The following is a 26410-nucleotide window of genomic DNA, read 5'->3' on the forward strand; positions in this document are numbered from 1 at the left end:
TTCTTAAAAGACGGCTCTTCTTATTTTAAAAAGAATGATTGTAATATATCGCTGAACTGCCGTTACGTTACTGCGGGCATTAACTATCACACCGGAAGGGCAATAAAAAACGTGGTGCCATTACCCGGCTCGCTTTCTACCCATATACGGCCATGGTGCTTTTCAACAATCCGTTTCACGATGGCTAAACCAACTCCGGTACCTTCAAATTCCTCTACGCCTTTCGCTCGGGAAAAAAGATCAAAAACCTTTGCCTGTTCCGCCTCCGGTATGCCTATACCATTGTCCGAAACAGCATAGATCACCTCGTTGCCCCTAACGTTACCGCTAATTTTAACAACAGGTTCCGCTGCTTTTTGAGAGTATTTAACGGCATTTCCAATCACGTTTGAAAATATCTGGTGCATCATCGTTTGCTCGCCGCGGACATCCGGTGTGGCTTCGATGATAAACCGAAGCCCCTGATTAGCAGACGACAACTGAAGATCATGCGTCAATTCGTCTAACAGCTCACGCATATTAATGGTGGTGGTTTCTAATTTAGATTGGCCAACCCGCGAATATTGCAGCACCTCATCAATCATTGATTGCATTTTGTTTGCTCCGGCCGCTATCCTTGATACCATGTCCTTTACCTTTGGCTCCAGACTAAAACGGCTGTTAATTAATTGCGAATAACTTTTTATAGTCGTAAGCGGGTTTTTCAGATCATGCGAGATGGTATAACTAAACGTATCCAACTCTGCATAAGCATGCCGCAGTTTTTCATTCAGCACGCGCAATTCTGTAGCCTTACGGCTAATGAGATGGTTTACTTCGTCGCGAAGCGCAACTGCTACCTTAACGTCTTCCGGCTTCCATTCTACAGAAGTACCGGCGACGTTCTGCGTCCAAACGGCAAAAGATTTACGCGGGGAAATATGTGCAATCCCATCGGCATCATATTCTACCGGTTTATCCGGATTACCGGCCCAGTTAACAGTAGTAATTACTTCGGGGCGAAACCAAAGCATAAACTCTTTAAGTTCTTTTGAAAACCGGCAGGCCAGCAGGCCACATGCCACGTCTTTATAGGGCGAAGCGGGAGCAAACAAAACAGGAAGCTGGTTAGTGTAAAACACATCATCATCCATCTGGTTAGGAAGCCATTCCAACAGTTGGTTAATAAAACGCTCATCCGGCACATTACCTATCGTTGTTAACTTATTCTCAAGAAAGAGCGCTGCACCTGAAGAAGGAAGCACGCTCTGCAACGTTACCTCCCCTTGTGTAAGCGCTTCTTCGATAGCGGTGTTACGCAAAAGCGAACGGGTGATAGCCTCTATTGCCCGCCTGCGTAAGTGAAACTTTTCCTGGTCTTCGTCCTGCTGGCGGAAACTGATAGCCGATGATAATACCTGGCCTACCAACCGGGCCGATTCGCGCTGGCGGTAATTGATAAACCTTGGGGTGTAGTTATGGCAAGCGATCAGCCCCCACAAATTATCCTGGTTAAGAATAGAAATACTGAAGCTGGACGCTACTTTCATATTCTTCAGGTATTGGATATGAATAGGCGAAACTGCCCTTAGCGCACTGCACGTCAGATCAAGCGGGACTGAGCCAGGCTCTGCAAGCAATGCCGAATCTTCGCTATGCACATCTGCAATTAAACGGGTTAAATTAAGCTTGTATAACTCTCGCGCCTGGCGGGGAATATCGGAAGCCGGGTAATGTAACCCAAGCAGTGGTTCAAGGTCTTCATTTTTTGCTTCGGCAACTACCTCTCCGTGTTCATCTTCGTGAAACTTGTAGATCATCACCCTGTCAAAGCCGATGATATTTTTCACCTGGACAGCGCTTTTGTACAAAAGTCGCGACAATTCCTTGTCGCTCAGCATTTCTGACAACGATCTGCCCACCAGGTGCTGCAGGTCTGCCTCCAGATTAGATGCCTCCGGCTCAAATTCCAGCATGTAAAAATCGTTGCTTTGGCTTAGGATGAGGTTAAATTCTTGCCCTGCTATTTCTACACTATAAGGATTAGCGGGTTCAAAATGCTTGCGACGGATTGAAAAGCCGACAGCACGTGAAAAGAAATTAGGAAGCAGGCTGTTGAAGGCCGGCTCAATTACGTCTATAGGTTTACCGAGAACCTGTGAAACTTCCAGAGGAAGGAAGTTTTTGATATTTTCACTACAATACCTGATCACAAAATCCGCATCAATCGCAATCAGGAAGCCGTGTCCCTGTACTTTTCCCGGAATATGAATCGGCTCTCTGTCGCAGTTTGTTAGATCAGGGAGAAACATAAAATAAAAGTGTCAATTAATTTTTACCAGGGACATTTGCCCACGGGAAGCTAACACTTTTAACTCAAATAAAGTTTATCGTTATAATAAATTTTCTACAACCTTAATTTATTTTCAGTAAACAGGAGTTGAAAAACTTAAAATTGAACTCCCACGCTAACAGACTAAGTTTTTGAAATGGGTTCGTTTAATTAGTCAGTATGAATGCAGTCATGCTTTTAGGGCCGTGCGCACCAATCACCAGCGACTGCTCAATATCTGCCGTTTTAGATGGCCCCGCAATAAATGCTGCAAAACCAGCATCACTTTCAGGCATCAGTTCGTATGCCTTGTGCATGGTGGGTACAATATCACTGGCATGAATAATAATGGCCAGGTTCTCACAAATAAAGGGTAATACGCGGTGCCCCATGGTCTTTTCTGTTACCCAAATAGCGCCATTCTCAGCAACGCCAAATTCGCCTTTGATCAGCACCAGGTCAACATCATGAAAGTCATGAATATCAGCCACATTTAATTTATCTGCTGAAAACAATGACTTTAACTCCGCAACCGGGGTAACAATTTTAGCCGATGGCCCAAACAGGTTCACTACCGAGGCTTCTATCGCTTCGTAGCTACCTGCCTGCACTACCCTGCCACCAATACCGGTGAGCACCTCGGTGAACTTTTCAAGCGCACCGCCTTCCAATTCCTTCAATGGGGTAAGATCTGGCAATGGGGTATGGTTAGGTTGATTTTTTGCTACTGCGGCTAATATTTGTTCGCGGCTCATGGTTTTAATTTCGGATTTCGCCCTTCGACAGGCTCAGGGTGACATTAGTTTGATTTCGGATTTATTTCCTTATTAGACTTTACTCTCGATTGAATATTCAACCCTGCAAACGACATTGCGAGGTACGAAGCAATCTCAATAACCTAATCATACGAGGGATTGCTTCGTCGTTTTACGCCTCGCAATGACGATTCTATTGTTTTTATTATTTTATCATGCTGAACTTGTTTCAGCACCTCATCATACTTTCTCCCTTCGACAAGTTCTGCGTGACATTAGTTTGATTTCGGATTTATTTCCTTATTAGACTTTACTCTCGATTAAATATTCAAACTCGCAAACGTCATTGCGAGGTACTACAAAGCAATATCAATAACCGAATCATGCGAGGGGTTGCTTCGTCGTTTTACGCCTCGCAATGACGTTTCTATTGTATTTATTTTGTCAGGCTGAACTTGTTTCAGCACCTTATCATACCTCTACCTTCGACAAGCTCAAGGTGACATTAATTCAATTTCCTGTCTTGACTCTTGTTTCTTGATTCTTGTCTCTTGTTTCTAAGACTGACGGTTCTGCTTGTACCACTCACCGAAAGATTGCTTTGGCGGTTCGGGCATCTCCCGGTTCTTATACCACGGATTAAGTTTGTTGTTGACGGCAAACGGCGCAAACTTTAGCGTTAACCTGCCCGCTTTACCAGCCAGATGATACAAGGCAGGCGAAGCAAGCGTTTTGGCCATCACCTGCATACTGATCTTTTTACCGGTGGCTACATAGCCTTCTTTTACCAGCACCTGCCGCCACTTGTACAACTGATCATGGATATCGATTTTAACCGGGCAAACATTAGAGCATGAACCGCACAGCGTAGACGCAAACGGCAGATCGGCATACTTTTTCATATCCAGATTTGGCGAAAGAATAGACCCGATTGGCCCGGCTACCGCAGTATGATAGCTATGTCCGCCACTACGGCGATACACGGGGCAGGTATTCATACAAGCACCGCAACGGATACACTTCAGCGAGTTACGGAAATCCTCCCTGCCTAACTGCGTGCTCCTGCCATTATCTACAATCACGATGTGCATTTCTTTACCGGCTCTCGGTTTTTTAAAATGACTGCTATACGTGGTGATGGGCTGGCCGGTAGCGCTCCTGGTCAACAGGCGAAGGAACACGCCTAAATGCTCACGTTTGGGGATGATCTTTTCCATACCCATACTGGCAATATGTACTTCGGCAAGGTGGGCGCCCATATCTGCATTACCCTCATTGGTGCAAACTACAAACTCTCCCGTTTCGGCCACGGCAAAGTTTACACCTGTTAACGCAGCTTTCCGGGTAAGAAATATTTCGCGAAGGTGCTGGCGGGCGGCTTCCGTTAAAAATTGCGGATCTGCCACATTCGAAGGCGTCCCCAGGTACATGTGGAACAGGTCGCCGATCTCTTCTTTCTTTTTATGGATACACGGCAGCACGATGTGGCTTGGCGGTTCCTTAGCTAATTGCACGATACGTTCGCCCAGGTCAGAGTCGATCACTTCGATACCATGTTCGGCAAGATATTCGTTCAGATGGCACTCTTCAGTAAGCATAGATTTGCTTTTCACCATCTTACTTACACCATGCTTCTGCAGCAGGCCGTGTACAATCTGGTTATGTTCCGCAGCATCCTTCGCCCAATGCACCACTACGCCGTTGGCAATGGCATTTTTCTCGAATTGTTCGAGATAGCTGCTCAGGTTCGAAAGTACGTTGAATTTGATCTGCGAAGCAGTTTCGCGCAGCAATTCCCATTCGGGTAACTGATGCACGTTTTTATCACGCTTCTGGCGGATCCACCACAAGGTTTCGTCGTGCCAGTCGACACGCTTCTCGTCTATATTAAACTCTGCCGCCAGTTCGGCGTGGTCTTTACCCCCAGCCCCCTGAAGGGGGACATTTGGGCTATTTTTTGTTTTTACCTCGTCCATGTTTCCACTTCAACCTTAATAATTACGATGAGCATTTCCCCTTTAGGGGGTTAGGGGGTACTATTCAATATCTCTGCTATATGCAGCACCTTTACATCACTCCCTTGCCTTTTCAGGATACCTTCCATATGCATCAGGCAGCTCATGTCCACACCGGTAATATATTCTGCCCCGTGACTGACGTGGTCTGCAACACGGTCTTTCCCCATCTTAGCAGATACTGCTTCTTCCGCCACACAAAAAGTACCGCCAAATCCGCAGCATTCGTCCACTCGGTTTAATGGGATCAGTTCGATGTCCTTCACCATATTCAGCAATGATCCGGGCTTTGAAAAACCGGGCGCCACCAGTTCGCTCATTTGCGACAGTTTTAAACCCCGCTGTCCGTGGCAGCTCTGGTGAACGCCAACTTTATGCGGGAAACGTGCCTCAAGGTGCTCCACCTTCAACACGTCCGTCAGGAAAGAAGTAAGTTCCCATACCTTATGGCGGGTACTTTCCGCTTTTGCTTCCTGGTTTTCATCGTGCAGGTGCTCGCGTACGTGCAGCACACAGCTACCCGAAGGCGCGACGATATAATCGAATTCAGAAAAGTTCTTGATAAAAAGCTCGTTACAGCCGTGCGTTAAATGCTCAAAACCCGAATTGGCCATCGGCTGGCCGCAGCAGGTTTGGTTCATGGGGTATACAACGTTTACGCCCAGCTTCTCCAACAACTGCAAAGTAGCTATCGCAGCGTTGGGGTAAAACTGATCTACATAGCAAGGTATAAATAAACCTACCGTCATTAAATTTTGGTTGGGCTATATGCCGGGTTACTCAAATAATACTTTAACTCGATAAGGTTGGTAGGTAACGATTTATGATTCCAGTGTTTGTGCAACGCAATTGCTGCACCCAATGAGGTGGCCTGCGGCATAGAAGCGGCAAATATTTCCAGATCTTCAAATGCGGCTGCCAGCATATTCATAAATACCAGGTTTTTACTAAACCCTCCGTCGACAAATATACGACGCACCGCTGTTCCTTTTAGTACAAGATTAGATGAAATTACCTGTTTCCGCACCAGATCATAGATTAGGTGATGATAAGCTTCAGTATCGTTGTTAAAAGCCGTCAGGTCAACCTCAGCAAAAGGCAGTAAATCGCCATCCTTTACCAGCAAGGGATTTTTCTTCAATGCGGGAATAATGGCACTATCAAATGCTATCGACTTGTATCTGGCCGGGCCGGTATTGAAATATTCTGCAAGTCGCTTGGTTTGCACCTCGTGCTCGTAACCAGAAAACAACCTTGAAGCTTTTACCGGGTTGCCACGATAATCCAGGTAGCATAAACAGTCTGCCTCCAATTCTTCGGCGGTAAGCGGATTATGATTAAACGGGTTAAGGCTGATGCACCAGGTACCGGTAGAAAGCAGCATAAAAGGTTCGTGGAAGTTAGCCAGGTACGGGATCAACGCGGCAGAGCTATCATGCAGTCCGCATCCTACCGCCAGCGTATGGCCCTCATAACTTACTTGCGTAGTACAATCAGCTACGTTGGTTGGGGCTAACTTTTCGAAAATGCCTTGCGCTTCAACCCAGGCGTGATATTGCTGATGATCAAAATCCCAAAGCGCGGTATGGCACCCAATGCTGGTAATATCACTTACCGCCTTTTGGGTGAGCAAATAGCTCATATACTGCGGCAGGTGAAGCGCGTATTTAACTTTGCTGAATACCTCTGGCTGTTCATGCTTTAGCCGGTACAATTGTAAACCCGAGTTTAAACTACCTAAAGCGGGCGAAGCCGTTTGCCGCGAAAATTCATTTTTATCACCGTACTGCGCGTAAAAATCCTCCTGCAGCTTTTCAGGAAATGGCTTCAGGTAGTTATACAGCGGCGTTAACGGTTCACCATTTTCGCCGATATAAACAAAACTGGCACCGTAGGTGGAAAAATTGATCGCCCTGATATCGTACTGTTCTAACTTGAACACCTCGCGCAACGATTCGAATAAGGATGAGCGCAATGCTTCTAAGTTTTCGCAAGCGAACCCATCCTCGTCGGTAACCTCGTTAAACCGAGCTGATTTTTCGTAGACGATATGATAATCTTCGTTGAAAAGAAACAGCTTTTTATTCGTTTTCCCGATATCAAATATGGCTATAACCGGCGTACGATTCATGATTATAATCCGGTTGCTACTGTTTTACTTCCGCGCTCTTTGATTAATTCTTCCCGAACAGCTAACTGGCGATACGCTTCTACCGGCTTCAAAGCACCGCCCTGTCTCAGGCGTGCTTCAGCCACCAATGGGCGCACGTCTGTACGGTAAGCTTCCTGGATGATTTCCTGGGCGCGAACTACATCATTGTTATTTTGCGCTTCAAGCAATGCAGCACGGTCTACAATTAACGCTTGTGCATACGCAATCTTTATTGCCTCGACAGACTGTAACAAGTCTTCTACCGGGTCTTTTACGTTATGCGAAGCATCAATCATCCAACCCAAATCCTTTGCATGGTTCATGCCGCGGGCATCCATACCTTCTACCAGTTCATTAAAGATCAGGTATAACTGGTAGGGGTTGATGCTGCCAACCGTCAGGTCGTCATCGCCATATTTTGAATCGTTAAAGTGGAAACCGGCAAGTTTACCTTCCATCAATAACAGCGCAACAATTTGCTCGATATTGGTATTCGGCAGGTGGTGGCCAAGGTCTACCAGGGTAGATGCCTTTGCACCCAGCTTATTTGCCAGCAGCAGGGATTGCCCCCAATCGCCAATGGTGGTTGAATAGAAGTTAGGTTCGTAAGGTTTATACTCTACCCAAACCTTCCAGTCGTCTGGCAGGGCTTCATAAATCTCCTTCAAGCTCTCTAAAGTATTCTGAAATGCTTTACGGAAATTCAGCTGACCCGGAAAGTTAGAACCATCTGACAGCCAAACAGACAGTGCATTAGAACCCAGTTCTACGCCGTACTTAATCACCTGGATATTATGTTCAACCGCTTGTTTGCGAACGGCCTTATCCACATGGTGCAGCGAGCCAAACTTATAGCTCAGTTGCTGATCTTTCTGATCCTGAAAGGTGTTAGAGTTTACAGCATCAAAACGTAGACCAACCTGCGCGGCAAGTGCTTTGATAGATGCAGCATTTTCGGGAATATCCCAAGGAATATGCAAGGAAACAGAATCACTGGAACGGTTAAGCGCATGAATAACGCCTACATCTTCTATCTTTTCTTCCAGGCTGCGTGGCTCGCCACCGCCAGAAAACCGGCCGAAACGGGTACCGCCGGTGCCTAATGCCCAGCTCGGGATAGTTATATTAAAAGCAGCAAGTTTCTGCAGTACTTCATCAAGGTTGGCAACATCAGCTGCTACATAGTCAAACTTACGCTGGTGTTCGTTTTTATGCTGATGATTTGATTCATCAATTTTAAATTGCTCTACTTTCATAATTTTTGGTTTAAATAGGTTAAGGAAGATAAAACACTTCCTGTAGGGGAATACTTACCGGCGAATGATCAGCATTACTTTCCATAATATCGGCCATGTAAGCCCACCATTTACGCATAACCGGCTGCCCGGGTAAATTATCGAGTGCGCCCGCATTTTCTGCCTTTAATACCCCAAACAATAAATTGGTTTCGCTATCTAAGAAAATGGAATAATCGCTTATTCCCGTATCTTTTAATAACGTTTCCAATTCGGGCCATAATTCATCATGGCGCCTTTTGTACTCCTCTTCCTTTCCGGGATGCAATTTCATTTTAAATGCAATACGAGCCATTGTATGTTATCTAATTTTTCACCTGTCGGCGGCCTAATAATACGGCAAGTAAGAAATATTAAAAGATTGAGCTATCGTGATTTATATCTATAAAAAATAACATGATAACTCAATCGACTAAATAACTAAATCTATCTCACAAATGCTGCGGCTACGCCACCATCTACATTGATCACATTTCCGGTAGATTTATTTAATAAACCACCAGTAATAGCGAAGCAGGCGTTAGCGATATCGTCTGGCAGGATGATTTCATTCAACAAGGTTCTTTTTGCATAATATGCAGGCAGTTCTTCAACCGTAATACCGTATGCTTTTGCACGGCCTTCTGCCCAGCCACCAGCCCAGATATTGCTATCGCTGATCACTGCATCAGGGTTTACAACATTGACACGAATCTTGTCCGGACCAAGTTCTGCAGCGTTCAAACGGCTCAAATGCAATTGTGCGGCCTTGGCACTGCCATAGCCCGCATTATTGGGGCCGCTTACCAAGGCATTTTTACTCACGATGTTAATCACATCGCCACCGATAGCCTGCTTTTTCATCACTGCTACACCTGCCTGCGTTACCAGGAACTGGCCTTTCACTAAAACGTCATACAACAGATCCCAATCTTTCTGGGTATGATCTTCAATCGTTTTAGAGATAGACAAGCCTGCATTGTTAACAATAATATCTACACCACCAAAGGCAAGTGCAGCAATGTTCATGGCTTCTTCGATCTGCTCCTGATTAGTCACATCTAATAGTGCCGTGGTATAGGAATCTTTCCCGAATAGTTTTTTAAACTCTTCCCCAGCACCTTGCAAACGTTCCTGGTTCATGTCGTTCAGCACTACTACAGCGCCTTCTTCAACCAGTTTTTTAGCAATAGCTTTACCAATACCGCCTGCGCTGCCGGTAATTAAAGCAATACGGCCAGAAAGCGCTTTAGGCTTTGGCATGCGCTGTAATTTTGCTTCTTCTAACAACCAGTATTCAATATCAAATGCCTCCTGGCGGGGTAATGAGGTATACTCCGAAATGGCCTCGGCACCCTTCATTACATTAATGGCATTGATGTAAAACTCTGCTGCTACGCGCGCAGTTTGCTTGTCTTTAGAGAAGGTGAACATGCCAACACCCGGATAAAGGATCACCACCGGATTGGTATCGCGAATGGCAGGACTGTTTTCATGTTTGCAGCTGTTGTAATAGTCGGTATACATCTGGCGATACTGCTCGAACAGTGGCGTCAGCTTTTCTTTCAGCGCTTTGGTATCGCTCAGGTCCTCACCCGGCTCTAAATTTAACACCAGTGGACTGATCTTGGTACGCAGGAAGTGGTCCGGGCAACTGGTACCCAGCGGCGCCAGACGGTCAAGATCGTTAGAGTTGATGAACTCCAGCACGCGGGCATCATCTGTAAAGTGACCAACCATTTTGGTTTTGCTTGAACAGAAGCCGCGCAGCAACGGAGCTAAAGCAGCAGCTTGTTTCTTACGTGAAGTTTCATCCAGGCTTTCGATCTTCTGACCGCCAAAAACAGGGCCTTTTTTACCATAATTCTGCTCCAGGTATTCGGCACATTTCTCAATCACCTCAAGCGTGTTGATATAGCTTTCGTAAGCGGTATCGCCCCAGGTAAACAAACCGTGCGAACCCAGCATAATACCACGTATACCAGGATTATTATCTAAGCACTCGCGCAGTTTCAAACCTAAATCGAAACCGGGGCGCTGCCATTCTACCCAGCCGATGGTTCCACCAAATAGTTCCTCGGTAATTTTTTCACCGTCTTTAGCTGCGGCAATGGCAATAGCTGCATCAGGGTGCAAGTGGTCGATATGCTTAAAGGGCAGGAAACCATGCAAAGGCGTATCGATGGAAGGCGCTTTAGAAGCCAGATCGAAAATGCTATGGTTGAATAGTTCCACCATTTCATCTTCGTGCTCAATACCACGATAAACGTTCTTCAAACTACGTAAGCGATCTACATAAAGAGCCGCCAAGCCGCTTTTCTTTAACGTACCGATATCGCCGCCAGAACCCTTGATCCACATTACTTCAACCTCGTTACCGGTTAAGGGATCTTTATCCATTACTTTGCAGGAAGTGTTCCCGCCACCGTAATTAGTCAGGCGCAGATCAGCACCTAAAAGATTTGAACGATAGATCAGCAAAGCTACTTCGTCACCGGCCAGTTCGGCCGCTTTAGCTTCGTCCCACAAATAACTTACGTGTTTAAATTCTGTTGTGTTAGCAGACATTTTATTCAGATTTTTTTAATTACTTAATTAAGGTTTTATTGAGTTTCCGTATCCAACAATCAGCACCGAAAGGATGATGGTTGCAATACCGACAATTACAGTTACAAAAGCTTTACGGCTTACGCCTTTCCACTCTTTCAGCACCAGTCCCCACATATTGGCTATCAGGATGATAAATGCCATGTGTAATATCCACGAGCTTGGGCCATTACCTAATCGGCTTTCGCCCATGCCATAGAAGAAGAACTGTAAGAACCAGGTAGTACCCGCCAACGCCGAGAAGAAATAGTTGCGCAGCAAAGGTGTTTTTGGATTGGTATAATCGCCAAAGGTTTTATTCCGCGCGTTCAGGAACATGCACCAGATAAAGTTGGTAGTTAAGCCGCCCCACAAAATCACCACATAGGTTACGTTATTCTGATACAAGAATTGGCCCTGGTTAGGATTAGCGGCTTTCCAGAGGTTGTTGGCTTCATTGGCCATATCTTTACCAGCATCTATACCGAAAGCAAAACAGGCGCTCAGCACACCGGAAATAATTGCCAATGTAAGCCCGAGGCCGAACTTATACTCCTGGTTATTTACGGCAGCTTCGCGATCTGCAGAAAGGTCTTTCTCTTTCATCATCCCCGCTTTACCACAAATAATAATACCTATTACACATACCAGGATACCCAGTAGCACAGTTTGCCCCCATGTATTATTTACCAGCATGGAGAAGGTGTCCTTACCTGCCTTAGGGTAAATATTATAGTAGATAGACGGTATTAGCGAACCAAAAACAGAGCAAAGGCCCAGGATGACCGAGCTACCTAACGCCACCCCCAGGTAACGGACGCCCAGGCCATAAGTTAAACCACCAATGCCCCATAATACCCCAAAAACGTAGGTAAGCAATAGCGTATGGCTATCGGTATGTTTGATGATTTCTGTAAAGTTTGGGATAGTTAACCATGCGGCCAATGGGGGGACGATGAGCCATGAAAATAACCCGCCGACGATCCAGAAGCTTTCCCAGGCCCAGCCTTTTACCTTTTTGTAAGGTATGTAAAAACTGCCCGACGCAAAGCCGCCGATGAAATGAAATAGAACGCCTAAAATTGCTTGCATTTAAATATAGGTTTATTGGTAATTGGCAAATGCAGTTGCTAATGTAAAAATGCAAGGCATGCTAACTGTCATGCACTGTCATGGGCAACGACGGTTACAGCTAATTGGGTCGGAAAGAAAGCAGATGATTACAAAGAGGCTCTTTGGATGTAATAGAAGGGATTTTCTACCTGTTGCCTCGAATTGGAAAGAATGAGTTCTGCTGCGGTGGAACCCATAAATTTAAAGTCGGTAGATACGGTGGTGATCCCGTTCAGCAATATTTTTTTCAGCGGCGTTTCATTGTAAGAGATGACACCGACATCCTCGCCCACCTTAAAGTTCATGGTTGTCAATCGCTCGAGCAGGGTAACCAGGTCGTCTTCCATTAGGTTGATAAAAACCTCGCCCTTGTTAATCGGGGCAGATTTAATATCGTTCAACACCTCGTGATTAAACGCATACTGCCGGCAGAACAACTGGAAACCTTTAATGATCTCGACCGGGTAGTAACTCTTCGCAGGAAAGATGAGCTTAATGGTGTGATAACTGCTAAGGTGTGACCGTGCATGGTCCAGTGCGTTATAAATGTCCTTTTCGAAATTTTCGTAAACTGCGCCGTAACCGCCTTTTAACCCTGGCACCCGCTTATCCAGCAGGATCAATTTATCTTTCGGGATATTGTTGAGCAAATCAATTACGTTCTGCTCATTTTCATCAGCCGACGCGATATGCGGAATAATCACGTAGTGCGAATAATCATCGCGGCGATTCAACAACAGTTTTTTGAACAGTTTGAAGTCGTTATTATAGATATAGAAGTCAACTGCCGCATCTTCGCCGAGGGTACTTACAAAGGTGTCGTACACAATCTTTTTATGGGCACTCAGTTTGTTAAACAGCAGGAAGATCTTCAGCTTCTGCCTGAAGTTAACATTCGTAATAAAATACCCTTTACCTGGGACTGAACTGATGACGCCGATCTCTTTCAGATAACGGTAGCTTTTTTCAGCAGTATCGCGGGAGATATCCAGTTGATAACTCAGTTCATTTATAGAGGGCAACAGGAAGTTCTTTGTCAGTTTTTCTGCTTCAATGGCATTAAGGATGCTGTTGCTCAACTGCAAGTACTTTGGCGTAGCCGCATATTCATCGACAACAACAAAATCAAAAAAAGACTCAGACTTCATCAATCGCAAATATCGTAGAAAATGTGGGAATAGCAGCCTTGACTCTCCCCAAGCCCCTCTCCAAAGAGCTGGGCTTTAAAATTGCTTGAGCATGATTTTGAAATTGCTACACAGCCGTGTGGTGATATCCTTTACCTTTGCCTTCCTGTATGCTATCTACCCGTAACGCCATCAAAAGAACCCTTGTATTCCTGTTGCTCGCTTTCGTTTTTGCCTGTACCCGCGAAGACCAAATGCGGGTAGTAGGTGTAAAAGACGGCGATACTATTGTAGTGCTTACGCCGGATCATCAGCAGATCACCGTCCGTTTGGCCGAGGTAGACTGCCCGGAGAAAAGCCAGGCCTTCGGGCAGGCCGCCAAGCAATTTACATCAGACCTTTGCTTTGGCAAAAATGTAACCTTACAAGGCAACGAGCACGACCGCTACGGGCGTACCATTGCTACTGTTATCATCAATAACAAGACCAACCTGAACCAGGAATTGGTAAAGAATGGGTACGCCTGGCATTATGCGCATTATTCAAACAACGCTACCCTTGCCGCTTTACAGGCAGAGGCGCAACAAAAGCAACTCGGCTTATGGCAGGACGCTAACCCTACCCCACCCTGGGAATTCAGGCAGAATAAACGCGAACACAAATCGAACGATTATAAGCAGCCTAAAAAGAAACGCAGAAAGCGTAAGCACGAGTTTGATGCGTGGACGGAATAATTTGATGTTGAAAAGAAATTGGCATCAAAGTGCAAGTTTCGAAGTATGGTTAATCAAATAGCGCTAGCCTGGTTTATGAGCGTTGGTGGCTGTACTTCTTTTTTGGCCGTCAAAAAAGAAGTACCAAGAAAAAACTCGTCGCTGGCAGCGCAGTCTGTGCCCCTGTTCTGCCACTGCAAAGCCTGTGGTTACCGCCTGCGCTCCCTAACCCTCTCCAAGCAGAGAAAACAAGTCATCCCGAACGGTGAAGCCGGAGGTATCTTCTGCTATTGGCTTTCAGCAGAAGAAGATCTCTGTCCGCCAACTGGCGGATCGAGATGACAGGGCGGTTTGATGGTGGGCCCTCGTTTGTCATCGCGAACTCCAAAGGAGTGTGGCGATCTCTAATTTATTGTTTTTTAGTGAGATTGCCGCGCTGCGCTCGCAAAGACAATTAATAAAAAAACAACGCCCTGCTGTTTGCACAGCAAGGCGTTGAATATTACAAAGTCCTTCCATTTGGGAAGGATTAGGATGGGCTGATTATAATTTACCTAATTCTTGTACCAGGTCAATCAGTTTGTTTGAATAACCCCACTCGTTATCGTACCAAGAAACAACTTTAACAAAGTTATTGCTTAACGCGATACCAGCTTTAGCATCAAAAATTGAAGTACGAGCATCTCCTTTAAAGTCTTCAGATACCACTTCGTCTTCAGTGTAACCAAGGATACCTTTCAGTTCGCCTTCTGAAGCTTCTTTCATTGCAGCTTTGATTTCCTCGTAAGTAGCCGGATTTTTCAGACGTGCAGTTAAGTCAACTACAGAAACGTCGGCAACTGGTACACGGAAAGACATACCTGTTAATTTACCTTTCAGTTCTGGTAATACTAAACCTACAGCTTTAGCAGCACCGGTAGATGAAGGGATGATGTTTTGGTAAGCACCACGGCCGCCTCTCCAGTCTTTTGCTGAAGGACCATCTACGGTTTTCTGGGTAGCAGTTACCGCGTGGATGGTGCTCATTAAACCTTCTTCGATACCGAATTTATCATTCAATACTTTAGCAACAGGCGCTAAACAGTTGGTAGTACAAGAAGCGTTTGAAACGATGGTATGCTCTGGTTTCAGTTGTTTATGGTTTACACCCATTACGAAGGTTGGGGTATCATCTTTTGCAGGAGCGGACATTACCACTTTTTTGGCACCAGCCTGAATGTGTTTCTGAGCTGCTTCCTGGGTAAGGAATAAACCGGTAGATTCAATTACAACTTCAGCACCTACATCACCCCATTTAAGGTTTGCAGGGTCTTTTTCAGCTGTAACACGGATAGTTTTACCGTTTACCACCAGGTTTCCGCCTTCAACTGCGATAGTACCTTTGAATTGTCCGTGGGTTGAATCATATTTCAACATGTAAGCCATATAATCAGGCTCTACCAGGTCATTAATACCAACCACTTCTATCTCGGGTCTCTCAATTGCAGCTCTGAAAGCCAGGCGGCCAATACGGCCAAATCCGTTGATTCCTATTTTCATGATTTCTAATTTTTGGTTATGTAGTATGTTAATAGATTATTAATAGGTTCCCTCAAAACAGTGCCAACTTCAATACCTGCCTTTTCGGCAGCCTGGCGAAGCTCGTTCGGGAATAATGAGGCGATAGAACCGGTAAAATGTACAGTATCGCTATTGTTCTGCTGCTTTAGTGGCAGCAGGTAAGTTTCGGTAAGTAAGTTAAACCCTTCCAGCACCTTATTTTGTAAGAATGGATCTGAAAGATTGTCCACGTAAAAATCTGTGAATGAACTAAGGAATAGTGCCGGTTGCTTCTGGCGGTAAACCTTCTCCAGGATGGTTTTACGGTCGGCCTCGTAACGATGCTCAAACTTCTGTCTTAATTGCGCCGGAAGTGTTTCGTTCATAAAAGCCTTTATCAATTGCCGTCCCAACCAGTTAGCAGACCCTTCGTCTGCTAAAATATAACCCAGCCCGTAGTTGTTTGGTTTCAGCTTTTTGCCATCGTACCAGCCGGCGTTGGTACCGCTGCCGCAGATGCAGATGATGCCCGCGTTATTCTTACAGCAAGCAACGGCGGCGGCCTGCATATCCTGACCGATATAAACTTTGGCATTTTTAAAAAACTTGCCAAAGGCTTTAACCAAAAGGTCTTTCAGATCTTTCCGTGAAATGCCCGCGCTGAAAAAATAAAGTTTCTTTACCTCTTCGGCATGGTGGATCAGGTTAATGTTCTTGTTCAGCAGTTGCAGTATGCTTTTCTCGTCGTTAAACTGCGGGTTAATTCCGTTGGTTTTAAAAGACGCTATAGTTTTGTTGGCTGTTGCCAGCCGCCAATCGGCCTGATGTGATCCGCTATATGCTACTGCTATCATTAACTCAGATAGATAATATTTCCATCATCTGCATCAAATCGTCTTCCAACTTAAATTCGTGCACTTTGAGGGCTTCTTCAAGAGAGGTTAAAGCAACACTGTTACCTCTTAATCCAACCATTTTTTGTGTTTCACCGGCGATGAGCGCGTTTACTGCTGCAAAGCCCAGACGGCTGCCCAAAATACGGTCGAAAGCGCTTGGACTACCCCCTCTTTGCAGGTGGCCTAATATAGTAACTTTAACGTCATATATTTTAATCTGTTCCTTCACAATCTGCGCCACATCGTAAGCCCCGCCATGTTTGTCGCCTTCGGCAACAATTACAATGCTGGACGACTTCTTGTTGTGCTCGCCGGCTTTCAGGCTTTCTACCAGTTCGGTAATAGCAGTTTCCTTTTCGGGTAGCATAATTGCTTCCGCACCGGCAGAAATACCGGCCCGAAGCGCTATACAGCCAGAATCGCGGCCCATTACTTCAATGAAGAAAAGACGGTCGTGCGCATCGGCAGTATCACGGATTTTATCCAAAGCTTCTACCACGGTGTTGGTTGCGGTATCAAAGCCAAGGGTATAATCCGTTCCACCCAGGTCGTTATCAATCGTACCAGGCACACCAATCACCGCGATATCCGGATACTTTTTGCTGAAACGAAGCGCACCGGTGAAGGTTCCATCGCCGCCAATAACCACTAAAGCATCAATACCTTTCGCTTTAAGGTTCCGGTAGGCTATTTCCATCCCTTCGTCCGTACGAAAATCTGCACACCGGGCGGTTTTTAAGATAGTTCCACCAAAATCAAGGATATTACTTACAGAACGGGTGGTCATCTCGTACATGTCATTGTCTATCAGACCCTGATAGCCTTGTTTCACGCCTACCACACCCAATTTATGATAGATAGCTGTACGTACTACAGCTCTTATACAGGGGTTCATTCCCGGGGCATCGCCTCCGGAAGTCAGAACGCCGATTTTTGATAATTTACCCATGCTCTCGGTTGATCTAAAAATCGCCCTAAGATAGGTGTATATTTAACACGATGTTATTTTAATTTATATTTTTTCATTTCAAAATTACGGCTATATTGCAAACCTTCTAAACTTTAAAAGCTTGGACGTTATATTACCTAAATTCGACTCCGTCTTCTCTATCGACTGCGTTATCTTTGGTTTCGAGGCCGGCGAATTGAAGATTTTACTTATTGAAAGGAACGTTGAACCTTTTAAGGATTGGTATGCGCTGCCCGGATATATCGTTGAACAAGACGAAAGTATCGATGAAGCAGCCGAACGGATCCTGTATGAATTGACGGGCCTGCGCGACCTGCATATGGAGCAGTTCCACACCTTTGGTGAAGTGAACAGGCACCCGCAAGGGCGTGTGATTACTGTGGCCTATTATGCCCTGATCCGGATAAACGGGCAAAAAGAACTTCGTCCGGTAACGCACTATGCGCGCAAAGCCTTTTGGCACCCCGTGAATGATCTGCCAAAGCTGGCCTTTGACCATACCGAGATCTTTAAGACGGGCTTTAACAAAATCAAAAGAAGATTAAACTATCAGCCTATTGCCTTTGAGCTGCTGCCAGAGAAGTTTACCCTTACGCAGCTGCAAACACTCTATGAGGCCATACTGAACAAGAAACTGGATAAGCGTAATTTTAGAAAGAAAATGCTGAGCTACGGCTTCTTAAAAGAGCTAGACGAGAAGCAGAAAGGTGTATCTTACCGGGCGGCCAAACTGTACAAGTTTGACAAACGCAAGTATGCCAAGATCTTTCAGAACGACCTTACCGGAGAATTATAGTTAACTAATTTTAAATCCAAACGAAAACGGCCGCAATTGCGGCCGTTTTTATGTTTAACAACTGTAACTTACAGTTGGGAAGGAGCTAATTCCAGGTGATATTTCACCAGGTTATCTATAGGTGAACGGATGATGTTACCTACTACCATACCATGCTCTGTTACCACTTCTTCAAGCACGTTACGGAAATTATAACCTACAGAACCAATACAGTTGAAAGTGTAGTTTTGATAGTTTGGATAGTGTGTTACCAGGTTGGTAAAGAAATCTTTGAAAGATGTATAAACCAGGTTGCGTGAATACTCGATATGTACGTTGTTATCGTAAACAAATTTGCTGAAGCTGGCGCAAAAACGGTTAGCCAAAGGTTGCGAATACACACGGTCGTTAACCTCATCTGGCGTAAGCTGGAAAGTATCCCAGAAGTTTTTACGTACTGCCTCTGGCATATAACCGCGCAGGTAATCTACCAGCAGTTTTTTACCGATGTAGCAACCGCTTCCTTCGTCGCCCAGGATGTAAGCGCCCGAGTCTATGTTATGAAGAATTTTCTTTCCATCATAAATACAGGTATTGGTACCTGTACCTAAAATAGCGGCGAAGCCTTCGTTGTTACCCAGCAAAGCACGTGCAGCGGCAAGCAAATCGTGCCCGATGCTTACTTTAGCTTTTGTAAACACCGCTTTCATAGCGTTCTCTACAATTTTATTCTTTTCAGGTACGCTGCAACCAGCACCGTAATAATTAACTTCTGTAATTTTTTCCCTTTCCAGGTCGGTAGGTAGATTTTCGTTTAAAGAATTCAGAATATATTCTGTACTCGCAAAGTAAGGGTTATAACCTTCGGTATTGAAATATACTTTTTTTCCTTCTTCAGTTACTAAGCACCAGTTTGTTTTAGTAGAGCCACCGTCAGCGATGAGTATCATTTTCTATTTTTTAGTACGGGTTAAAAGTATGATTTACTAATTGTAAAAAAAACACTTTGAAATATTTTTAATAATTTAGCTAATAAGCGCTTGTTTATCAGGCAGATAATAACACCTTATCACATGCTTAAAAACACATTTTAAGATAGTTATCAAATGCAGTTAGTGTAAAATAGCAAGAACTAATAGTTGTGAATTTCCTCTCTGGTATTAAGCTGGCAATGAAAGTCTTTGCAATCAGATGATAACCTCTCTCAAACACAAAAAGTTTTTCTGGTTCGAAAATTAGTGATTTTTCCTGATATGATTCACATTTTATATCATCAAAGGGTATTTTCTGCATGTTGCAGCCAATCATTTTGTAAACATTTCGCATCATTACATTTTCTTTTAACTTTGAGGCATGGCAGTGGCCATCATTAACCAATTAATAGCTTCCTATTTCATTGTTTTTAAATGAGAAAATTTCTACTGATCGCCATAGGCTGTATCGTTTGTGGATTAGAAACGAAAGCCCAGGTACCGGCGCTGGAGCGCGTCGAACCGATGTTCTGGTGGACAGGCATGAGCAACCCTAAGCTGCAACTGATTGTACACGGCCGTAACATCGCTGCCAAAAGCGTACAACTGGTCTACCCAGGCGTAAAACTTACCGCTGTCCATAAAGTTGAAAACCCGAATTATTTATTCCTCGACCTGCAGATTTTTTCTTCAGCCAGACCGGGAACGTTCCCGATAAAGTTTATCCAGCCAGGAGAAAAAGACCTAGTCTATAATTATTCGTTAAAAGAACGAAGCCACGCGGCCAACCGGGCGCAGGGTGTAACCAGTAAAGACTTTATTTATCTGCTGATGCCTGACCGCTTTTCAAACGGCGATCCGTCAAATGACGATGTAGCAGGCATGCGTGAACGGGGCATCCATCGAGACTCGATGTTTAGCCGCCACGGCGGTGACATTAAGGGTTTAATGAACCACCTCTCCTATTTAAAAGACCTGGGCGTAACAGCCGTCTGGATGACGCCCGAGATAGAAAACGATGAACCGGCGGCTTCTTACCATGGGTACGCCGTTACGGATTATTACAAGATCGATCCGCGTTATGGCACCAACGAACTGTACAAACAATATGTGGAAGCGTGTCATCGTTTAGGGTTGAAAGTAATCAAAGACCTGGTGCATAACCATATCGGGACAGAATCATACCTTATCCGGGATATGCCCATGAAAAGCTGGGTACACCAATGGCCTAAATATACCAACTCCAATTTCAGGGATATGGTGGTGATGGACCCTCACGCGTCCGCAAAGGATCGGAAAATTATGCTCGACGGCTGGTTTGATAAACGCATGGCCGACCTGAACGAGAATAACCCTTACGTACAGAACTACCTCACTCAAAACCATATCTGGTGGGTGGAATATGCCGGTATAGACGGCTTCCGGCTGGATACCTATCCTTATAACGACCCGGATTATATGGCTAAGTGGGCACAAGACGTTCAACGCGAATTCCCAAAGCTTTCCATCTATGGCGAAACCCTGGTTTGGTCGGCAGCTAATCAGGCCTTCTTTTTAGGAGGGAACGTGGTTAACCGCGGCCTCGATACCCACCTGCCCGGAGTGACTGATGCCGTAGTAAAAGATGCGATCTACGAAGCACTCAACGGCAAAGAAGGATGGACAGATGGTGTGAACCGTATATATGCTGTATTGGCCCAGGACTTTTTATATAAAGATCCCACCAAAAATGTCATCTTCCTGGATAATCATGACATGAGCCGTTTTTATTCCATGGTGAATGAAGACATGGCCAAGTACAAATCCGGTTTGGCGTTGCTGCTCACGCTCAGAGGTATTCCGCAGATGTATTACGGCGATGAAATTCTGATGAAAAACTTTTCTAATCCGGATGGTCTGGTGCGTGAGGATTTCCCCGGGGGCTGGCCTGGCGATAAGGACAACAAGTTTACCGCAGACGGACGAAGCAAAAAAGAAAATGAAGCTTTTAATTACTTACGTACATTAGCGAATTATCGTAAAAATACACCCGCTTTGCAAACCGGAAAACTGATGCAGTTTATACCGCGCGATGGGGTTTATGTATATTTCAGGTATGATCAGCAGAAAACCGTAATGGTAGTTTACAACAGCCGCGATAAAGAGCAAACCCTTGCTACGGATTACTATGCTGAACGTATTAATAATTCGAACCAGGCTAAAGACATTTTTAGTACCCAAACGATTGACATTAAAAAACTGTTAGTGCCTGCAAAAACAACACTGATACTCGAACTTATACCCGCTAAATAAAATGGCAACTATTAAAGCCTGCATTTTTGATCTGGACGGCGTTATTGTAGACACAGCCGTATACCACTACCGCTCATGGAAAAGATTAGCCAACGAACTTGGTTTTGATTTTACCGAACACCAAAACGAACAATTGAAAGGCGTAAGCCGCGTACGTTCGCTCGAACTGATCCTTGGCTGGGGCGGCATTACCAAAACACCTGAAGAACAGGAAGAACTGGCCACCCGTAAGAATAACTGGTATGTGGAGCTGATTAACCAGATGACGCCTGCCGAAATCTTACCCGGGGCCAGAGAATTCCTGGAAGCTTGCCGCGCTACAGGTTTAAAAACCGCGCTGGGTTCGGCCAGTAAAAATTCCGGGACTATTCTCAACAAAGTAGGCATTGCCAATTTATTTGATGCCGTGGTAGACGGAAATAAAGTAAGCAAACCAAAGCCAGACCCGGAAGTATTTTTAAAGGGTGCTGAAGAACTGGGCGTTACTCCTGCCGATTGCGTAGTTTTTGAAGATGCGATTGCCGGCGTAGAAGCAGCAAAGAATGGTGGAATGAAGGCGGTTGGAATTGGCTCGCCGGAAATACTGACCGAAGCCGACCTGGTGATCGCCGGGCTGAACGAAATGACCCTGGAACGACTTAATAATTTATAGCAGATACCTAAGATTTGAACAATGAAAGATTACATCAAGATTGATGAATGGAAGATTATCGAGGAAGGTTTTGATCCGCATTTAAATAAAATATCAGAAAGCATTTTCAGCCTGGGAAACGGCCGTATGGGCGGTCGCGCTAATTTTGAGGAGGCTTATTCCGGCGATACCTTACAGGGCAATTACGTAGCGGGCGTGTATTATCCGGATAAAACCCGAGTAGGCTGGTGGAAGAACGGCTATCCCGAATATTTCGCCAAAGTTTTGAACGCGGCTAACTGGGTAGGAATTGATATAGCTATTGACGGCGAACAACTGGATCTGGCGAAATGCAAAGTCGATAGCTTTTACAGGGAACTGAATATGCAGGAAGGCTATCTGAAACGTACTTTCACCGCTACCTTACCGTCCGGAAAACAGGTATCCGTAGAAGCGATCCGCTTTTGCAGTATGGCCGACGATGAAACGGGCGCCATTAGGTATACCATTACCCCGTTAAATTTTGACGGCGAAGCCACCATCACCCCCTACATCGACGGCGATGTAATGAATAAAGATGCCAACTACGACGAAAAATTCTGGGACGAGATTAGCAAGCAAGCGTGGGAGAATGGCGGCTATGTACAATTGAGAACTAAAAAGACCGGCTTCGAGGTGGCTACAGGCATGATGATCGCCGTTAGTCAGGACGGTAAAACCCTCAACCCTGAATTAAAACCGGTTGAAAAGGAAAAGTATATTGCACAAAAGTTTAACGTAAAGCTCATCGCTAACACTCCGCTAAACATCTACAAGTACGCGGCCAACGTATCTTCGCAAAACCACGAGGCTAAAGATCTGCCCCAGATAGCTAAGGCAACCATTCAACGGGTATTCGATAAAGGCTTCGACCAGATGTTGCAAGAGCAGGCAGCCGCCTGGGCCGAAAAGTGGAAACACAATGACATCATCATCGAGGGCGACGCTTCTGCACAGCAGGGTATCCGTTTCAATATATTCCAGTTGAACCAAACTTATACCGGTGAGGATGCCCGTTTAAACATCGGCCCGAAGGGTTTTACCGGCGAAAAATACGGCGGTTCTACCTATTGGGATACCGAAGCCTATTGCGTTCCGTTTTACCTGGCAACCGCGCCGCAAAAGGTAACCCGCAACCTGCTCTACTACCGTTACAAACAGTTGGATAAGGCCATTGAAAACGCCAAACTACTCGGCTTTAAAGATGGTGCTGCGCTGTACCCGATGGTCACCATGGACGGCACCGAATGCCACAACGAGTGGGAAATCACTTTCGAAGAGATTCACCGTAACGGGGCTATCGCTTTTGCGATTTTCAATTATGTGCGCTACACCGGTGATCACGATTTCTTGGCCGAATTTGGATGGGAAGTGCTGATTGCTATTGCCCGTTTCTGGTCGCAGCGTGTCAACTGGTCTGAAGACCGGCAACAGTACGTAATGCTGGGGGTTACCGGGCCAAACGAGTATGAGAATAATATCAACAACAACTGGTACACCAGCACTATGGCTACCTGGTGTATGGACTATGCTTTAACCGTAGCCGAATATATTAAAAGCACTCATCCGCAGCGTTTTCAAGAGCTGGCAGAGAAAGTAAACTATCGCGAACAGGAAGAATCGCAAAAGTTCAGGGAGATCATTGAAAAGATGTACTACCCGTATGACGAGAAACGGCAGATCTTCCTGCAGCAGGACGGATACCTGGATAAAGAACAGATCCTGGTGAAAGATCTGCCAGCCAGCGACCGGCCGATTAATCAAAAGTGGAGTTGGGACCGTATCCTTCGCTCCTGCTTCATTAAACAGGCAGACGTATTGCAGGGTATCTATTTCTTTGAAGACAATTACGATATAGATACCATCCGTCGCAACTTCGACTTTTATGAGCCGCGCACTGTGCACGAGTCGTCTTTATCACCTTGTGTACATGCAATCCTTGCGGCTAAACTTGGCGACGAAGCGCGTGCTTACGAATTTTATTTGCGCACCTCGCGGCTGGATTTGGATGATTATAACAATGACACTGAAGACGGCTGCCATATCACCTCCATGGCTGGTACCTGGATGTCTGTAGTAGAAGGCTTCGGTGGCATGCGTGTTCGCGATAACAAACTTTGGTTCAATCCTTTCTTGCCGGCTAAGTGGCAATCATTCTCTTTCCACGTAGGTTTCCGCGGCGCGCTGCTAAATATTAAAGTGAGCAAAGCAGGCGTGCAGATCAGTAACCAGACAAGCACTGAAGTTTCTGTTGTGGTTTATGATCAGGAGGGATTGATCAAAGGAAACGATACAGTAACTTTTGATGTGAAATAGTTTAAACCATGCGAATTAAAGTTGTTTTAATGTTGGCTATATTACTGCCTGTTTTACAGGTGGCGGCACAAAAGGGTAGCCACAAAAAAACGATTACAAAAATGGAATCTTCTGCAAATCATAAACTCATCATATACCAGTTGCTGCCCCGTTTGTTCGGCAATACAAAAACTGCTAATAAGTTTTACGGATCTATAGAAGAAAACGGCGTAGGCAAGTTTAATGATATTAACGACCGTGCGCTTGATGAGCTGAAGAAAATGGGCTTTACCCACGTATGGTACACCGGCGTTATTGAACATGCTACCATGACGGATTATTCTGCCTACGGCATTCAGCCCGATGATCCGGATGTGGTGAAAGGTCGCGCGGGTTCACCCTACGCGATCAAAGACTATTACGATGTAGACCCGGATCTTGCCGTTGATGTGAAGAACCGGATGGCAGAATATGAAGCTTTGATAAAACGCACCCATGCCCATGGGTTAAAGGTTTTGATGGACCTGGTGCCCAATCACGTGGCGCGCACTTATCACTCAGATGTTAAACCGGTAGGCGTAAGGGATTTTGGTCAGGATGACGACAAAAGCTTAGCCTTCAGTCCAGCGAACGATTTTTATTATATACCCGGTCAGCAGCTGACTGTTCCGGCTGGTTACAATCCGGGAGGTGATGATTTTCATAGTCTGTTGAAAGATGGCAAATTTGATGAGAACCCTGCGAAAGCAACAGGCAATGATGCGTTTACAGCGACACCTTCTATTAACGATTGGTTTGAAACCATTAAGCTGAACTACGGCGTAGATTATATGAATGGCCGTGCCAAGCATTTCGACCCCATCCCGCCTACCTGGCAAAAGATGTATGAGATTTTACATTTCTGGTCGGCCAAGGGGGTAGATGGCTTCCGCTGCGATATGGTAGAAATGGTGCCGGTAGAATTCTGGAACTGGGTGATCACCAAGCTCAAAGCCGAGCAACCGGATCTGGTTTTCATTGGCGAAGCTTACGATGTAGGCAAATACCACGACTATATTTTTAACGGAAAATTTGATTACTTGTACGATAAGGTAGGTCTTTACGACGGCATTAAACGCTTGGTGCGGAATGAAGACCACGCCACCACCTGGGACATTAACCGGGTGTGGAACCATGATTGCAAAAACATGGATGAACATATGCTGCGCTTTATGGAAAACCACGATGAGCAGCGTATAGCCTCGAAAGACTTTGCAGGTGATCCTAAACTAGCTATCCCGGGAATGATCGTTACGGCAACCCTGCATAATGGCCCCGTAATGGTTTATTTCGGGCAGGAAGTTGGTGAACCGGCTGATGACACTGAGGGCTTTAGCAGCGAGGACGGGCGTACGACTATTTTCGATTACTGGGGCGTGCCAGAGCATCAGAAATGGGTTAATAATGGACAATTCGACGGCGGCCAATTATCAGAAGATCAGCAGCAATTAAGAAATTTTTACAGTAAATTGCTGAATGTGGTTAAAAACCACGAAGCATTAAACTCTGGGAAGTTTTATGAGCTCATGATAGCTAACGAGCATAGCGAAGGTTTCAACACCAAAGTTTATTTATACGCAAGGTATACGACCAAAGAACGCGTGCTGGTGGCAGTTAACTTCAATCGGCAGGCACAACACTTAAAGGTGAAGTTACCGGCTGACCTATTGCAGCAATTGCAGGTATCTGGAGGAGTAAACTTTACCAACCTTTTAAACGACGAAACGTACAGCACGGCGAATATAAATGATGGGCTTGATATTACGCTACCTGCTTCGAACGGGGTGTTGCTGAAGTTTTAGGGGTTGGTCATTAGGCATTGGTCATTAAAAAATAATATGCTGTCATCTCGATCCGGCATTTGGCGGAGAGAGAGATCTTCTTAAACAATTGAGGAACGACTGTAGAAGATTCCTC

The 26410-nt window shown here is 45.3% G+C and carries 20 protein-coding genes and 1 pseudogene; 6 read left to right on the forward strand and 15 right to left on the reverse strand.

Going from position 1 to position 26410, the window contains the following annotated elements; all coding sequences use genetic code 11:
* Positions 1-86: 86 nt before the first annotated feature.
* The 11 genes and pseudogenes from MUY27_RS20700 to MUY27_RS06075 all read right to left on the reverse strand — a co-directional run bounded on the left by MUY27_RS20700 (position 87) and on the right by MUY27_RS06075 (position 13354).
* A complete protein-coding gene (locus tag MUY27_RS20700) occupies positions 87-584 on the reverse strand; it encodes a sensor histidine kinase (RefSeq protein ID WP_420846903.1) in 498 nt (165 codons plus the stop codon).
* Positions 561-2291, reverse strand: a pseudogene (locus tag MUY27_RS06030) (histidine kinase dimerization/phospho-acceptor domain-containing protein); the annotation flags it as partial. The pseudogene MUY27_RS06030 and the gene MUY27_RS20700, both read right to left, overlap by 24 nt.
* A gap of 187 nt (positions 2292-2478) precedes the next feature.
* The gene (locus MUY27_RS06035; RefSeq protein WP_245129087.1) at positions 2479-3066 is read right to left on the reverse strand and encodes a LutC/YkgG family protein; all 588 of its coding nucleotides are present in this window, start codon (positions 3064-3066) and stop codon (positions 2479-2481) included.
* Between the two features lie 557 nt (positions 3067-3623).
* Entirely contained in the window at positions 3624-5042 is a 1419-nt protein-coding gene (locus MUY27_RS06040; RefSeq protein ID WP_245129088.1) for a lactate utilization protein B, read from the reverse strand.
* Positions 5043-5092: 50 nt separating this feature from the next.
* A complete protein-coding gene (locus tag MUY27_RS06045; protein WP_245129089.1) occupies positions 5093-5830 on the reverse strand; it encodes a (Fe-S)-binding protein in 738 nt (245 codons plus the stop codon).
* Entirely contained in the window at positions 5830-7212 is a 1383-nt protein-coding gene (locus tag MUY27_RS06050) for an FGGY-family carbohydrate kinase (protein WP_245129091.1), read from the reverse strand. The genes MUY27_RS06045 and MUY27_RS06050 overlap by 1 nt, the downstream gene beginning before the upstream one ends.
* A gap of 2 nt (positions 7213-7214) precedes the next feature.
* Complete coding sequence (locus MUY27_RS06055; RefSeq protein WP_245129092.1) at positions 7215-8489, reverse strand: sugar isomerase; 1275 nt, start codon at positions 8487-8489, stop codon at positions 7215-7217.
* 19 nt (positions 8490-8508) lie between these two features.
* The gene (gene rhaM, locus MUY27_RS06060; RefSeq protein ID WP_245129093.1) at positions 8509-8823 is read right to left on the reverse strand and encodes an L-rhamnose mutarotase; all 315 of its coding nucleotides are present in this window, start codon (positions 8821-8823) and stop codon (positions 8509-8511) included.
* 131 nt (positions 8824-8954) lie between these two features.
* Positions 8955-11075, reverse strand: coding sequence for a bifunctional aldolase/short-chain dehydrogenase (locus tag MUY27_RS06065; RefSeq protein ID WP_245129094.1), 2121 nt, complete (start codon positions 11073-11075; stop codon positions 8955-8957).
* Positions 11076-11102: 27 nt separating this feature from the next.
* Positions 11103-12185 (reverse strand): L-rhamnose/proton symporter RhaT, encoded by a 1083-nt coding sequence (gene rhaT, locus MUY27_RS06070; RefSeq protein WP_245129095.1) that lies wholly within the window; start codon positions 12183-12185, stop codon positions 11103-11105.
* 128 nt (positions 12186-12313) lie between these two features.
* Positions 12314-13354 carry a GntR family transcriptional regulator gene (locus tag MUY27_RS06075; protein ID WP_245129097.1) on the reverse strand — a complete coding sequence of 347 codons (1041 nt, stop codon included), beginning with the start codon at positions 13352-13354 and terminating at the stop codon, positions 12314-12316.
* Positions 13355-13503: 149 nt separating this feature from the next.
* Here MUY27_RS06075 and MUY27_RS06080 point away from each other — a divergent pair, with 149 nt between their 5' ends.
* A complete protein-coding gene (locus MUY27_RS06080) occupies positions 13504-14067 on the forward strand; it encodes a thermonuclease family protein (RefSeq protein ID WP_245129098.1) in 564 nt (187 codons plus the stop codon).
* Between the two features lie 522 nt (positions 14068-14589).
* Here MUY27_RS06080 and gap read toward each other — a convergent pair.
* The 3 genes from gap to pfkA are packed head-to-tail and all read right to left on the reverse strand — an operon-like array spanning position 14590 to position 17430.
* Positions 14590-15585, reverse strand: coding sequence for a type I glyceraldehyde-3-phosphate dehydrogenase (gap, locus tag MUY27_RS06085; protein WP_245129099.1), 996 nt, complete (start codon positions 15583-15585; stop codon positions 14590-14592).
* A gap of 5 nt (positions 15586-15590) precedes the next feature.
* Positions 15591-16439, reverse strand: a complete 849-nt coding sequence (locus MUY27_RS06090; protein ID WP_245129100.1) for a hypothetical protein — start codon at positions 16437-16439, stop codon at positions 15591-15593.
* Between the two features lie 4 nt (positions 16440-16443).
* The gene (gene pfkA / locus MUY27_RS06095) at positions 16444-17430 is read right to left on the reverse strand and encodes a 6-phosphofructokinase (protein WP_245129101.1); all 987 of its coding nucleotides are present in this window, start codon (positions 17428-17430) and stop codon (positions 16444-16446) included.
* A 121-nt stretch (positions 17431-17551) separates the two neighbouring features.
* Between pfkA and MUY27_RS06100 the strand changes: the two genes are divergently transcribed.
* A complete protein-coding gene (locus MUY27_RS06100; RefSeq protein ID WP_245129102.1) occupies positions 17552-18247 on the forward strand; it encodes an NUDIX hydrolase in 696 nt (231 codons plus the stop codon).
* Positions 18248-18315: 68 nt separating this feature from the next.
* Here MUY27_RS06100 and MUY27_RS06105 read toward each other — a convergent pair whose 3' ends face one another.
* Entirely contained in the window at positions 18316-19176 is an 861-nt protein-coding gene (locus MUY27_RS06105; protein ID WP_245129103.1) for an N-acetylglucosamine kinase, read from the reverse strand.
* Between the two features lie 456 nt (positions 19177-19632).
* Between MUY27_RS06105 and MUY27_RS06110 the strand changes: the two genes are divergently transcribed.
* From MUY27_RS06110 to MUY27_RS06125, 4 genes are read left to right on the forward strand one after another with little or no spacing between them, the layout of a single operon-like run.
* Positions 19633-21489 (forward strand): glycoside hydrolase family 13 protein, encoded by a 1857-nt coding sequence (locus MUY27_RS06110; protein ID WP_245129104.1) that lies wholly within the window; start codon positions 19633-19635, stop codon positions 21487-21489.
* Between the two features lies 1 nt (position 21490).
* Positions 21491-22141, forward strand: coding sequence for a beta-phosphoglucomutase (gene pgmB / locus MUY27_RS06115; protein ID WP_245129105.1), 651 nt, complete (start codon positions 21491-21493; stop codon positions 22139-22141).
* 21 nt (positions 22142-22162) lie between these two features.
* Positions 22163-24475 carry a glycoside hydrolase family 65 protein gene (locus MUY27_RS06120; protein ID WP_245129107.1) on the forward strand — a complete coding sequence of 771 codons (2313 nt, stop codon included), beginning with the start codon at positions 22163-22165 and terminating at the stop codon, positions 24473-24475.
* A 29-nt stretch (positions 24476-24504) separates the two neighbouring features.
* Positions 24505-26295 (forward strand): alpha-amylase family glycosyl hydrolase, encoded by a 1791-nt coding sequence (locus MUY27_RS06125; protein ID WP_245129108.1) that lies wholly within the window; start codon positions 24505-24507, stop codon positions 26293-26295.
* Positions 26296-26410 lie beyond the last annotated feature (115 nt).

Source organism: Mucilaginibacter straminoryzae (genome assembly GCF_022953055.1).
Classification (GTDB): Bacteria; Bacteroidota; Bacteroidia; order Sphingobacteriales; family Sphingobacteriaceae; genus Mucilaginibacter; species Mucilaginibacter straminoryzae.